Annotated in this window: 12 protein-coding genes; 5 read left to right on the plus strand and 7 right to left on the minus strand. The window is 69.5% G+C overall.

The window, feature by feature from the left end:
• Positions 1-152 precede the first annotated feature (152 nt).
• The 4 genes from ACIRG5_RS08885 to ACIRG5_RS08900 form a co-directional block, all read right to left on the minus strand.
• Positions 153-587, minus strand: a complete 435-nt coding sequence (locus ACIRG5_RS08885; protein WP_402902268.1) for a hypothetical protein — start codon at positions 585-587, stop codon at positions 153-155.
• Between the two features lie 13 nt (positions 588-600).
• A complete protein-coding gene (locus tag ACIRG5_RS08890) occupies positions 601-960 on the minus strand; it encodes a roadblock/LC7 domain-containing protein (protein ID WP_402902271.1) in 360 nt (119 codons plus the stop codon).
• A gap of 8 nt (positions 961-968) precedes the next feature.
• On the minus strand, positions 969-1757 hold the full coding sequence (locus ACIRG5_RS08895) for a hypothetical protein (RefSeq protein WP_402902274.1): 789 nt from the start codon (positions 1755-1757) through the stop codon (positions 969-971).
• A 216-nt stretch (positions 1758-1973) separates the two neighbouring features.
• Positions 1974-2387, minus strand: coding sequence for a hypothetical protein (locus tag ACIRG5_RS08900; protein ID WP_402902277.1), 414 nt, complete (start codon positions 2385-2387; stop codon positions 1974-1976).
• Between the two features lie 19 nt (positions 2388-2406).
• Here ACIRG5_RS08900 and ACIRG5_RS08905 point away from each other — a divergent pair, with 19 nt between their 5' ends.
• The 3 genes from ACIRG5_RS08905 to ACIRG5_RS08915 are packed head-to-tail and all read left to right on the plus strand — an operon-like array spanning position 2407 to position 6733.
• A complete protein-coding gene (locus tag ACIRG5_RS08905; RefSeq protein WP_402902280.1) occupies positions 2407-3117 on the plus strand; it encodes an ATP-binding cassette domain-containing protein in 711 nt (236 codons plus the stop codon).
• On the plus strand, positions 3114-3746 hold the full coding sequence (locus tag ACIRG5_RS08910) for a hypothetical protein (protein WP_402902283.1): 633 nt from the start codon (positions 3114-3116) through the stop codon (positions 3744-3746). Before ACIRG5_RS08905 ends, ACIRG5_RS08910 begins: the two co-directional genes overlap by 4 nt.
• The gene (locus tag ACIRG5_RS08915; RefSeq protein WP_402902286.1) at positions 3746-6733 is read left to right on the plus strand and encodes a BTAD domain-containing putative transcriptional regulator; all 2988 of its coding nucleotides are present in this window, start codon (positions 3746-3748) and stop codon (positions 6731-6733) included. The genes ACIRG5_RS08910 and ACIRG5_RS08915 overlap by 1 nt, the downstream gene beginning before the upstream one ends.
• Here the strand turns inward: ACIRG5_RS08915 and ACIRG5_RS08920 are convergent.
• From ACIRG5_RS08920 to ACIRG5_RS08930, 3 genes are all read right to left on the minus strand, one after another.
• Complete coding sequence (locus ACIRG5_RS08920; RefSeq protein ID WP_402902289.1) at positions 6653-7960, minus strand: FAD-dependent monooxygenase; 1308 nt, start codon at positions 7958-7960, stop codon at positions 6653-6655. The two genes, ACIRG5_RS08915 and ACIRG5_RS08920, sit on opposite strands and share 81 nt — an antisense overlap.
• 83 nt (positions 7961-8043) lie before the next feature.
• On the minus strand, positions 8044-9576 hold the full coding sequence (locus ACIRG5_RS08925) for a proline-rich domain-containing protein (RefSeq protein ID WP_402902292.1): 1533 nt from the start codon (positions 9574-9576) through the stop codon (positions 8044-8046).
• Entirely contained in the window at positions 9573-10025 is a 453-nt protein-coding gene (locus ACIRG5_RS08930) for a hypothetical protein (protein ID WP_402902295.1), read from the minus strand. Before ACIRG5_RS08930 ends, ACIRG5_RS08925 begins: the two co-directional genes overlap by 4 nt.
• Positions 10026-10043: 18 nt before the next feature.
• On the opposite strand from ACIRG5_RS08930, the gene ACIRG5_RS08935 reads away from it, so the two are divergent.
• Both ACIRG5_RS08935 and ACIRG5_RS08940 read left to right on the plus strand, forming a co-directional pair.
• The gene (locus ACIRG5_RS08935; RefSeq protein ID WP_402902298.1) at positions 10044-10853 is read left to right on the plus strand and encodes an SIR2 family NAD-dependent protein deacylase; all 810 of its coding nucleotides are present in this window, start codon (positions 10044-10046) and stop codon (positions 10851-10853) included.
• Between the two features lie 9 nt (positions 10854-10862).
• Positions 10863-12377, plus strand: a complete 1515-nt coding sequence (locus ACIRG5_RS08940) for a class I adenylate-forming enzyme family protein (protein WP_402902301.1) — start codon at positions 10863-10865, stop codon at positions 12375-12377.
• Positions 12378-12493 lie beyond the last annotated feature (116 nt).

The following is a 12493-nucleotide window of genomic DNA, read 5'->3' on the forward strand; positions in this document are numbered from 1 at the left end:
GCAAGGTCCGCGGACCGCCTCATCTTCCTGGCGGCGCACCTGCTGGGTCCCGGCGGGCCGGGCCGGTCGAGTCGATCTGCGAGGTCGCCGAGGGGTAGCCCGGCTGGGGGCTGGGGGAAGTCGCCGGGCTACCCGCGGGAGGGCGGCGTTGGCTACGCGCCGCCGTGTTCCTTGACGACTCGGCGGGCCGAGGCGAAGAGCATGCCGATGTTCACCGACTTCGGGCACACGACGACGGCGACGACGTCCTCGTTGTGGTTGTTGCGGATGAACAGGTGTGTGAGGTTGCTGCTGTTGACCAGGACTTCCTGGAAGTAGTGCTCGGCGCTCGCGACGCCGCGCCGCTCCTTGAAGACGTCCTCGATCATGGTCACCGTGCGGCCCTGGAAGAGGTCGAGCGTCGCACCGGCGAGCAGGTCGAGCACCTCGGACGGATGGCTGTCGGTCGTCTCGAACGAGAGCAGCATGCCGGTGGCCATGTCGACGACGCCGGCGGCCAGGCAGCCCGGCACCTCCTGCCGCAGGTGCCGGACCATCGCGATCATCTGGTCGGCCATGACTCTGTTGCTCGTGTTGGGTTGCGTCATTTCACATTTCTGTTCAGGCGGCGGAGAGGACGGAGTTGATGCGTTCGATCGCGGGCTGAGACTCCTGGTGGAGCCGGGTCACGTTGAGGCCTTCGTCGCCGAGCACGACCATCAGCGCCAGTGACCCGACTGCGTAGACGGCCATGCACCCGCCACTGCTGTAAACGACGGTCTGCCGGAATGAACCCTGTCCGGCCACCTCGCTGGTTCTTCGGGCAATTCCGAGATCTGCGGCCGCCAACGCGGAGATGACTTCCGTGTCGAGCCTCTCGGACGTGTCCGCGAGAATCAGGATGCCGTCATTCGCGGCTATCAGGGTGTCCGTTATCCCGGTGACTCGTTCGCGCAGACCGTGCAGTTCGGCGGCCAGCACGTCGTGATTCACGGCTTTTTCCTCTCGGGTTGTTTGAACAGTTTTGGTAACAGTTGGCGCCGCAGAGACCGGGGCAGCGGCGTGTCGTCGCCGGCCATCGGGTCAGGCGGCGGGTGGTGGGGTGCGGAAGGTTGCTGCCTGGGGCGAAGCGGAGCAGCGAGATGCGGCGTCGCGGCGATGATCGCGGTGCCGGGCACGACGGTCAGCAGTCCGTCCATCACCATCCGGCAGGCCTCGATGGTCACCGGGTAGACGCTGCGGCCTGACGCGAACGCGATGTCGCGCGTGGTGCGCCTGCCGGTGGCGTGCGTGAGGATCTCCCCGCGCACCGGGCCGTGCTGCAGCAGGTGGGCTCCGGGGGTCGGGGCCAGGCGTTCGCGGTGCGGACAGAGCGGGTGCTTCAGCGCGAGCAGTGACGAGATCCGGCGCGAGGTCTCCTGAAGCAGGCTTACCGGATCGATCGCCGTCCTCATGGCGACGGCGACGTCGAGCGTCTGCGGGCTGAACGCGCAGTCCTCGATGTCGCCGGCCACGATGGAGAACGCGGCGTCCTGCGTGGACATCATGGCGACGACGTGCAGTTCGGTGTCGCCGATGTTGCCGCGGGTGCCGGTGGTGAGAGCGGCGGTCCACTCGGATTCACTGATGCGCCCCGTGCGCAACAACAACGCATCCGGTCCGGGTGAGCCCGGACTTTCCACGCAGATGATGCCACCGTTGCGCAGGTGAATTCGTCCACCCGGATTCCCCGGGATGTGCAACGTGCCGGTGGCGTTCGTCGCATCTCGTCCGGTCAACGCGCCCGCGAGCAGATCGAAGGGGACTTGCTTGCTGCTAATCAGGGGGTGTCACCGCATTCCGTGCTGACCGAGCCGCGCGGGTCCGTTCATCGCGCTTCCGTGAACTCATCTTTGTTGCTCGGGTGACGGTTTGTCGCCGCTGTTCACTCGATCGTGTGAAATGCGACGTGGTTGTATTGATTGGACATCTATGTGGCGCGACGCAGAGTTTCCTCAGGCGAACATGAGAATGATTCCGAAGGCGCCCAGCATCAGCAGTTTCGCGCATTCGAGCGCGATGTACGCGAGATGAATGCGGGACGGCGGAGGCGTCCCTCCTTCGATGATGTTCTGGGCCCTGGCCTCGAGTCGGGGGCGCAGCACCACGACCTGAACCGCCAGTGTCGCGGTGAGGGCGACGAGGAGCACGGTCGCGGGGACCGGGTGCGGGGCGAGCGCGAACGTGAGCGCTGTGGCGGCGACGAGCACGATCTCCGAGGCGTTGAGGGCCCGGAAGACGAGCCGGCCGATACCGAGTCCCAGCGGCAGCGTGATGCCGGGCGCGCGGAACTTCAGCGGTGCCTCGATCGAGATCGCCAGCACCATGCCGAGCCAGATGCACGCCAAAGCGAGCGGAAGCGACGTCATGGGTGGTTATCTTGGCGTGGTGCTCCTCGATCAGGTTTCCAAGCGGTACGGGCGCGGGCCCTGGGTGCTGCGCGACCTCACCCTGGAGGTGTCCGGTCTGACCGTGCTGACCGGCGCGAACGGCACCGGCAAGTCGACGTTGCTCAAGATCGCCGCCGGGGTGCTGAAGCCGACGTCCGGACGTGTCTCGCGACCTGCTTCGGTCGGCTACGTGCCCGAGCGCTTTCCCTCTGACGTCAAGATGTCCGCTTCGGCGTATTTGGCGCACATGGGACGGATCCGGCGCGCTGAGTCCGGTGATGTGCTGGAACGACTCGGTTTCGTCGGCTCGATGACGGCGCCGATGTCGGAGCTGTCCAAGGGCAACGCGCAGAAGGTCGCACTGGCGCAGGCTTTTCTGGCCTCGGACGTGCTGGTGCTCGACGAGCCGTGGACCGGTCTCGACGCCTCGGCGGCCGCCGAGCTGGTGTCGTTGCTGGAGGAACGGACGGCGCTGGTGTCCGATCACGAGGGACACCTCGCTTCGGCGACGCGCGTGGACCTCGCCGGAGGGCACGTGACCATCGATCTCAGCCGCGTGTCCGCTTTGGACCTCCTGGAAGCGTTGGAAGGCGTGCGGTCGGTGCAGGCTCGCGGGTCGTCGGTGCGGGTGGTCGTGGCGCCGGACCGCAGTGATCAGGTGCTCGCCGAGGCGTTGCGGCTCGGATGCTCGGTGCGGAGTGTGCGGTGATCTCTCTCGTTCGGTACCTCGCCGCTGATGTCTTTCGCGGGCAACGGTATTTGGCGCCCCTGCTGGTGTTCCTCGGTGTGATGGGGATGCTGTTCTCCTCCGACGCCGGACAGCCGCTGGAGGCGTACTCGGGGTCGTCGGCGTTGCTCTACCCGATCGCGGCGTGGATGGCCGTCGTGGTGGCGACGTCCGAGGACGTGGTGCGGCGCGAGATCACCGTGGTGTCCGCCGGTGGGTGGTCGCGGGTGCTGACGGCGGCCGCGCTGGTCTCGGTGTCGATCGCGCTGGCGATGGCACTGCTGGCGGCGGTGTGGCCGGTGGTGACGAACCCGCACCCGTACACGGCGGGCGAATTTTTTGTCGGACTCGCCGCGCATACTGGATGTGCGTTGCTCGGCGTCGGTGTGGGCCTGATGTTCGCCCGCCCCGTTCTCGACTCCATCGGGCGCACCGTGCTGGCGGTGTTCTCGGTGGTGGTGCTGACCTATCCGCTCGGGCGGGCCACTCCGCTCGGGTGGGTGCTGGACGCGCTGGGGCACAACAGGGCGTCGCTGTCCTTGCTGGGGACGGTGGCGGTCGGTGCCGTCCTGGTGTCGGCCGCGGTGGTGGCCGGGGTGCGGCGGGCCTGATGCGGGTCAACGTGCTCGGGCCGCTGCAGGTCGTGGCCGCGGACGGCGCACCGGTCGAGGTGCGCGGCAAACGGCTGCGCTGGTTGCTGATCCGGCTGGCGATGGAACCCGGCCACGTCGTGGCGGCGGACCGGCTGATCGCCGACCTGTGGCCGGACGAGCCACCGGTGGACGGTCCCGCCGCGTTGCAGTCACTGGTGTCGCGGCTGCGGCGGTCGGTCGGCGCCGAGGTGATCTCGTCGCACGCGTCGGGGTACCGGCTGGAGGCGTCGACCGACGTCGAGGCCTTCGAACGGACGCGGGACGCGGCGTTGTGGCGCGGGGCGGCGTTCGAGGAGGCGCCGTTCGCTCTCGACGAGGCCGTGCGGCTGGCGTCGCTGCGCGACGACCTCGCGGGGCTGGAGGCCTTGGCGGCCGCGCATCCGTTGCGCGAGGACGTCCAGGCCCGGTTGATGCTGGCGCTGAACGCCGCCGGACGGCGGTCGGACGCGTTGGCGGTGTTCGCGCGCGTTCGTTCGGCGTTGGCCGACGAACTGGGCGTGGATCCTGGTGAGGCGCTGGCGGCCGCCCACCTGACGGTGCTACGCGAGCGCGTCTCGCGGGGCAACCTGCCGGCGCCGGTCGGGTCGTTCGTCGGGCGGGCCGGCGACCTGGCCACGTTGGCGGAGCTGTTGCGGGACAACCGGTTGGTGACGCTGACCGGGTTCGGCGGCGTGGGCAAGACGCGCCTCGCGCTGACGCATGCCGCGTCGGTGCCGCAGGCGTGGCTCGTCGAGCTGGACTCGGCGGCCGAACCGCTCGCGGCGCTCGACGCCGCCCTGGGGCCGAACCCGTTGGCGGCGCCGCTGTTCTCGCGGCTCGGATCGTCGCTGGTGGTGCTCGACAACTGCGAGCACGTCGTGGACGCGGCCGCCGCGTTGTGCGTGCGGCTGCTGGCCGAGGCGCCGGACGCGCGCGTGCTCGCGACCTCACGCGAGCCGCTGGGGATTCCGGGCGAGGTCGTGCACCCGGTGGCGCCGCTCGGCCTCGACCACGCGGTCGGCCTGTTCTCCGCACGGGTCGGCTCCGCGCTGGATCCCGGAGTCGTGCGGCGGGTTTGTGCTGCCCTGGACGGGATTCCGCTCGCGCTGGAGCTCGCGGCGGCACGGGCCCGGTCGCTGTCGGTGGCGCAGCTGGAGTCGCGGGTGGACAGCCGGCTGCGGTTGCTGGACCGCGGCGCGCGGACCGGACCGGCGCGGCATCGCACGTTGCGCGCGGTGATCGACTGGAGCTGGGAACTGCTGGACGACGCCGAGCGCACGCTGCTGGCGCGGTTGGCCGTGTTCGTGGGCGGGGCAACGGCCTCGGCGGTGCATTTCGTGTGCGGAGCAGGCTCGCGCGGGGCCACTCCCTCGCCGGGAACCGCATTTGAGCCTGGGGCAGTGCTTCCGGGCGAGCGCGAAAGCGTCATCGAGGAGCCTGCGGGCCCCGGTTCCGTTGCTCTGGCCGGAGAGGCGGCGCAGGACACCTCAGCCCGGCACGAGGCGTCTGCAGGCAATGCCGCGCCGGTGCGTTTCGAACCCGAGGCAGGCTCGCGCAGGGGTACCCCCTTGCCGGGAACCCCTACATCTCAACGTACTCAGCAGGTCCGACAAGATCAGGACCTCTGGGACACCGAGGACCTGCTGGCCGCGCTCGTCGAGAAGTCGCTGGTCGTGCGCTCGGGCGAGCGCTACCGGTTGCTGGAGACCGTGCGCGAGTACGCGTTGGGGCAGGGCCGGACCGATCCCGCCAGGCACGCCGCTTACTACGTCGCGCTGGCCGAGCGGAACGAACCGCTGCTGCGAGGCCCTGAGCAGCTGGACGCGTTGAAGGTCTTCGACGTGGAACGGTCCAACCTCGACGCGGCGCAGGCGTGGGCTGTCCGGAACGACGTGACCGTCGCACGGCGCATGATGGCCGCGCGCACGTGGCATTGGCTGGTGATGACCAAGCGGTTCGAGGAGATCCGCCGCTGGGCCTCGCTCACGCCGGACGACCCGCTCTCGGAGGTGCTGGCCTCCCTCGGCACGCCGGCCTCCGTCGCCGCGGCGGAGCGGTTGTGGCAGGAGGACCTGCCGACGGCGCTGTGCGCGTTGATGCTGACGAGCGGTCAGGTCTGGGGTCAGAGGGCACTGGCGGAACGGCTCGAGGTGCTCGCCGGTCGGCTGGAACGGTCGCCGGACGCGTGGATGCGCGCGTTCGCGGCGCTCGTGCGCGGGCTGGTGGCCGGTGAGTTCAGCGAGGGCTCCGCGCCGCGGGCGGAGGCGGCGTACCGGGAGGCGTTGCGCGGGTTCCGGGAGGTGGGGGACCGGTGGGCCGTGGTGTTCGGGCTGTCCTGCCTGGTCATGGTGCTGATCAACCGGGGTGCGTTCGCCGACGGCCTCCAGGCGGTGTCCGAGGCTAGGCAGGTGGCCGCCGAGCTGGGCGAGCCGGAGTCGGTGCTGGTGCCGATGTCCGTGCTCATGCAGGCGGCGCGCATCAAGATCAGGATCGGCGACCTCGCCGGCGCCCGTGCGGACCTGGAACTGGTGCCGGCCTCGCCTTTCGGCCTGGACCGGGCACGGGTCACGCAGGCCTACGGTGAGATGGCGTACTTCGGCGGTGACTACGAGCAGGCCGTCACGCTGTACCGGCAGGTGCTCGACGCCACGGAGGACTCGCCCGCGAACCAGTTCCGCGCCACCGTCCACGCCGGACTGGGACTGGCGCTGACCCGCCTCGGCCGGCTCGGCGAGGCGGGCGAGCACCACGGCCGGGCGCTCGACACCGTCAACAGGAGCGCCGACGGCCCGGCCCGCGCGATGGTGCTGGAGTGGTACGCGGACTGGTTGTGCGCCCAGGGCGACGCACGCGCTGCGCGGGACGCCCTGGGCGAGGCGGAACGGCTACGCGGCGGTCCGAGCAGCGACCCGGCGGTGGTGCAGCTGCGTGACCGGGTTCGCGCCGAAGTAGTCGTCGATCGCTGACCTGCCGATCGCGGCGACGTACCCGTCGGGGCGCACCAGGACCGGGCCGTCCGGGAAGTCGAGCGTCACGAAGTCGGGGCCCCGCAGCAGGTCGAAGATCCGGCCCTGCTCGGTGATCCCGTCCGGCAGGCGGTCACCCGCCCGCAGCCCCTCGCCTTCCTCCGTCCGGTACGACAGCGAGAGCTGCAGCGTCTCGTCGTCACGACGCTCGAACGGGTTGCCGGACATCATGAGTGCGGTCGTCATGCCGAGCAGCCACTCCGCGACGGGCTTGCGCTCGGCCTCGTAGGTGTCGAGCAGCGTCTCCATCGCGAGCTTCCAGCCCAGGTTGTAGGCGTCCTGGATGCCGGTGTTCATGCCCTGCGCGCCGGCGGGGGAGTGCACGTGCGCGGCGTCGCCCGCGAGGAACACCCGGCCGACGCGGAACCTGTCGACCATGCGGATGTTGGTGCGGTGCAGGGACATCCACGTCGCGTCCTGCAGGATCACGTCGTCCAGACCGGTGCACTCGCGGACGATCCGCTGGTACAGCTCCAACGACGGTTCGCGGTCGCCGTCGGCGGTCGCCTGGAACTGGAAGAGGTCCGTGCCGGGCAACGGGCACAGGGCGAGCCACTGGTCGGCGCGGCTGCCCCACTGGTGCCAGTGGTCGCGGTCGAGACCGGAGACCCGGACGTCGCCGACGAGCATCCGGAGGTCGTCGTGGGTCTCGCCGACGAACGAGACACCGAGTTCCTTGCGCACGAACGACTTGCCACCGTCGCACCCGACGAGATACTTCGCCCGCACGGTCTCCGTGCCCACCACCGCGGTGACCCCGGAGTCGTCCTGGGTGAACGACGTCAGCGGCATCCCGTACTCGACGGACTGGGGGAGCGCGTCGCGCAGGATCTGCTCGACCCGGAACTGCGGGATGAGCATCGTGCGGGAGTAAGGGCGCTCGGTCGTGGGGTGGCGGCCCTCGTGCACGTCCCACTCGCGCAACACCTCGCGGCCCCGGTAGGCGCGCATGGTGAGGTCGAGCCGGCCGGACGCCAGCACCGGCTCGATCACGCCCAGGTCGTGGAAGACCTCCATGCTTCGCGGCTGCAGGCCCTTGCCGCGCGAGCCGGCGAACGGCGCCGGGGAGGCGTCGACGATGCGGAACGGGACGCCGCGGCGGGAGAGGTCGAGCGCCAGGGTGAGGCCGGTCGGGCCGGCGCCGATGATCAGAACCTGAATGTCCATGAGCAGAGACTCGGCCTGAGAACTGCCACGGCCCTGTCACCGCGCTGTTGCGGGTGACAGGGCCGTCGATGAGCAGCGAGAACTTACTTCTTGAGCAGCTCGATCAGCGCGTCGACGTCCTTGGGCTCGAAGCCGCGGAACAGCGTGAGCGCCAGCTCGTAGTACGAGCGGACCGGGCTGACGTACCACTTGCCGTCGACCTCGGTGGAGACGACGCCGACGCCGGACTTCATGACCGACCCGGCCACCCGGCCGATGATGTCGATGGCCTCAGCCGGGATCTGCTTGCCGCCCTGCTGCTTGAGCAGCTGCGTGATCTCGCTCGCGCACAGCTTCTGCGAGCCCTGACCGGGCACGTCGGCCGCGTAGCAGTCACCCTCGCGGGTGATCGTCATGGTCTCGCCCTCGGCGGTGATCGACAGCTTCTTGACCGTGACCTGCTTGCCGCCGGTCACGTCCTTGACGTCGGTCTCCAGCGCGTTGAGCTTGGCGCCGGTCGGCTTCTGCTTGCCGGCCTCGGCCAGCAGCAACGGGCCGAGGTCCTGCAGCACACCGGCCTCGTCGGGCGGCAGCAGCGCGATGACCTTCGTCAGGTCGGCGTCGAGCGCGGCGTTCACCATCTGCTTCGCGGCGTCCTCCGCCGAGCTCGCGCCCTGCGCCGCGATGCCCTGCGCGGGCCACTTCTTCTTGTCCTCCTCCAGGACCGCGTTGGCGATCGTGTAGAAGGCGCTCGGGTACCACTTGTCGCCGACCTTGATCGACGCGATGCCGATCGGCATGCCGCGCTTCTTCACCTCGGCGGTGATGTCGACGGTCTCGGACTTCGACGTGGTCGTGCTGAACTCGGTGCCGAGCGCGTCCACGAGCTTGTCGGTGAGCGGGATCTTCGACGCGTCCGAGGTGATCGTGATCTTGCCCTCGACCAGCTTGTTGATGGTGAGGTGGTCGTTGATCTTCTCGGCGGCCGCCTCGTCGAACTTGATGTTCTCGCTCTTGAACTCGACGCCGGTCAGCTTGTTCGGGTCGGCTTCGGGCTTGAGGATCTCGAGACGCTTCATCTCCTTCGTCATCGAGTCCATGTAGTCCTTGGACAGCGCGGCCTCGGCGGGCGCCAGCGACGCCATGATGCCGACGACGTCACCGCTGCCCAGCTGCTCGACGAGGTTCTTCGCCGCGACGGCCGGGGTGTCCTGGCCCGCGTTCGTGCCGGGGTCGGCCTTCTTCAGCGCGAAGAACGTGACACCGCCGCCGATCAGCAGCAGCACCGCGACGACGGCCGTGACGACCAGGCCGGTGCGCTTCTTCTTCGGCGGCTCGCCGCCCATCGGCGCGTAGCCGTACGGCTGCTGGTCGAAGCCCTGCTGCGGAAAGCCCTGCGGACCCGTCTGCGGGTAACCCTGCTGCGGGTAGCCCTGCTGGGGATACCCCTGCGGCCCGGTCTGCGGCTGCTGCGGGAATCCCTGCGGACCGGTCTGGGGGTAGCCGCCCTGCTGCGGGTATCCACCCGGCTGCTGCGGCTGCTGCGGGTAGCCGCCCTGCTGGGGCTGCTGCGGCTGCTGGCCGTACGGGTTGTTCTGCGGCTGCCACTGGCCGCCGCCGCCACCTGGGTAGCTCACGGTTTTCCTCCCGGAGTAATCACTGCGCTGCGCCTGTTGGAGGTGAGCACCGTGATCGCCCCCACGATCGTCAGTACGGCACCGGCAAGGGTCGTCATCGGTCCGGAGATGCTGATTCCGACCAATGCGCCCTTGCTATCCCCTTGGACTGTGGCTAGTAGGGCCACGGTTCCCCCGATCGTGCCAAAGAGAAGGCCGGCGCACGCGGCAAACCGTGGAAAACGGACCACGTAGAGACCAATCGCGACCATGGCCAGTGGCGTTAGCCCCACCCAGATCGACGTCATGACGGTGCCCGCCACCCCGTCCAACCCGGCGAGATCACGGAGCGAGAGCACCTCGTAACTGTCCCTCGTGGTCGATCCGGATTTCAGCCACGGCAAGAACGTCCCGGTGATGGTGGTGACCAAGCCCACTGCCGCGATCGCGGCTCCCACAGCGCTGCGCACGGGGACTAGTGTGAACCGATGGCCTCGGAGGCGTGCGCAGCGGCACGGGCGCTGGTCGCGTCCGCCCACCGGATCACCGTGCTGACCGGGGCCGGAGTCTCCACGGATTCGGGCATCCCCGACTTCCGCGGTCCGGACGGGCTGTGGACGCGCGACGCCGACGCGGGCCTCGGGGCGTCACTCGACGCCTACCTCTCCGATCCTGAGGTGCGCAGGCGCTCCTGGCGGGCGAAGCTCGACAGTCCCGTGTGGACCGCGAAGCCGAACGCCGCGCACCGGGCGTTGGTGGAACTGGAACGGTCCGGCCGGTTGCGCACCGTGGTCACGCAGAACATCGACGGCCTGCACCAGAAGGCGGGCTCCGATCCGCATCGAGTGCTGGAGCTGCACGGCACGTTGCACGCCACCGTGTGCCTGGGATGCGGTGCCACGGGTCCGATGCGGGACGCGTTGAAGCGCGTCGCCGAGGGCGAGCAGGAGCCGGACTGCCCGCGCTGCCGGGGAATCCTCAAGTCCGCGACGGTCTCGTTCGGGCAGGAACTCGACGGCGAGGTGCTGCGCCGCGCCCGTCTCGCCGCCCTGGACTGCGATGTGCTGCTGGTGGCGGGAACATCGCTGTCGGTGCAGCCCGCCGCGGGCCTCGTGCCGCTGGCGGCCAAAGCCGGTGCCCAGGTCATCATCTGCAACGCCGAACCCACGCCGTACGACTCCGTGGCGGCCGTTGTGCTGCACGAACCCGTCGCCGACGTGCTTCCCGACCTCAGTTCCGTTCCTCCATCCGGGGGAGGCCGATTCTCGTCCTGGGGAGATCCGAGCACCTGGTCGTAGGGTCGCTTCATGCGCGTACCGCTGATCACCACGGACTTCCTGGACCGCGCGTCGTTCGCGTTCGGAGCGACGACGGCGGCCATCGACGAACCGGACCAGCCCGCGAAGCCGGTCGCGACGACGACGTACGCCGAGATGGCGACCCGCGTGCGCGCGTGGCAGGCCGGGTTCGACGCACTGGGCGTCGGCGAGGGCGAACGGGTCGCCGTCGTCAGCCACAACTCCGCGCGGATGCTGGAGCTGCTGCACGCGCTGCCCGGCAGCGGGCGCATCTGCGTGCCGGTGAACTTCCGCCTGCGCCCCGACGAGGTGAAGTACATCGTCGAGCACAGCGGCGCCTCGGCGTTGTTCGTCGACCCCGAGCTGGAACTGGACGACGTCGTGGCACGCCACCGGTTCACGCTCGGCGAGGAGTCCGAGTCTCTGCTTCGGTTCGATGTGGAGCCACGGCCGTGGAGCGCTCCCTCGGAGGACGCGACGGCGACCATCAACTACACGTCCGGAACGACCGCGCGCCCCAAGGGCGTGCAGCTGACGCACCGCAACATCTGGCTGAACGCGGTCACGTTCGCCATGCACACCCGTGCGTGGGAAGGCGACGTGTACATGCACGTGCTGCCGATGTTCCACTGCAACGGCTGGGGAATGCCGTTCGGGCTCGCGGGCCTCGGTGTGCCGCAGGTGGTGCTGCGCAAGGTCGACGGCGCCGAGATCCTGCGCCGTGTGCGCGACCACGGCGTCACGCTCATGTGCGGCGCACCGGCCGTGTGGAACGCCGTGCTGGACGCCGCGCAGGCGTGGGACGGCGAGATCCCCGGCCGTGACACCGTACGGATCGTGTGTGCCGGTGCGCCGCCGCCCTCGCGCACGATCCAGCGCGTGACCGAGGAACTCGGCTGGGAGTTCCTGCAGATCTACGGCCTGACCGAAACGGCGCCGCTGCTCACCTTCAACCGGGCCCAGACGGGTCCGGAGGGGGAGGAGAAGGCGAAGAAGCAGTCACGGGCGGGCGCGCCGGCCCTGGGCGCGCAGCTGCGGATCTCCGAGAACGGCGAGGTGCTCGCGCGGTCGAACGTGGTCATGGAGGGCTACTGGGAGAACCCGGAGTCCACCGCGGACGCGATCGAGGACGGCTGGTTCCGCACCGGCGACGGCGGCTACTTCGACGACGACGGCTACCTGACGATCTCCGACCGCAAGAAGGACGTGATCATCACCGGCGGCGAGAACGTCTCGTCCATCGAGGTCGAGGACTGCCTGTTCTCGCACCCGGCCGTCGCCGAGGTCGCGGTCATCGGCGTGCCCCACGAGAAGTGGGGTGAAACGATCAAGGCGCTGGTCGTGCTCTCCGGTGAGGCCACCGAGGCCGAGCTGATCAAGCACTGCAAGGAGCGGCTCGCCGGGTACAAGGCGCCGACGTCGATCGAGTTCCGCGACTCGATCCCGCGCACGGCGACCGGCAAGATCCAGAAGTTCAAGCTCCGCGGGCCGTACTGGGCCGGCCGGGGCCGCGGCGTCAACTAGGCCATTCGGCGACACGCCGAGACTTCGATCGTCCCAAAAGGACCACCGACCGTGTTCCACTGTGACACGTGTGGTTGACGGTGCGTTAGTTCCTGATGCGCCGGATGCGTCTGATT

Origin of the sequence: Lentzea sp. NPDC102401, from assembly GCF_044765805.1 — a bacterium.
GTDB lineage: Bacteria > Actinomycetota > Actinomycetes > Mycobacteriales > Pseudonocardiaceae > Lentzea > Lentzea sokolovensis.

Excerpts from the sequence above, each read along its gene's own strand:
- ACIRG5_RS08885 (WP_402902268.1), bottom strand. The coding sequence starts at position 587 with ATGACGCAACCCAACACGAGCAACAGAGTCATGGCCGACCAGATGATC.
- ACIRG5_RS08900 (WP_402902277.1), bottom strand. The coding sequence starts at position 2,387 with ATGACGTCGCTTCCGCTCGCTTTGGCGTGCATCTGGCTCGGCATGGTG.
- ACIRG5_RS08915 (WP_402902286.1), top strand. The coding sequence starts at position 3,746 with ATGCGGGTCAACGTGCTCGGGCCGCTGCAGGTCGTGGCCGCGGACGGC.
- ACIRG5_RS08920 (WP_402902289.1), bottom strand. The coding sequence starts at position 7,960 with ATGGACATTCAGGTTCTGATCATCGGCGCCGGCCCGACCGGCCTCACC.
- ACIRG5_RS08935 (WP_402902298.1), top strand. The coding sequence starts at position 10,044 with ATGGCCTCGGAGGCGTGCGCAGCGGCACGGGCGCTGGTCGCGTCCGCC.
- ACIRG5_RS08940 (WP_402902301.1), top strand. The coding sequence starts at position 10,863 with ATGCGCGTACCGCTGATCACCACGGACTTCCTGGACCGCGCGTCGTTC.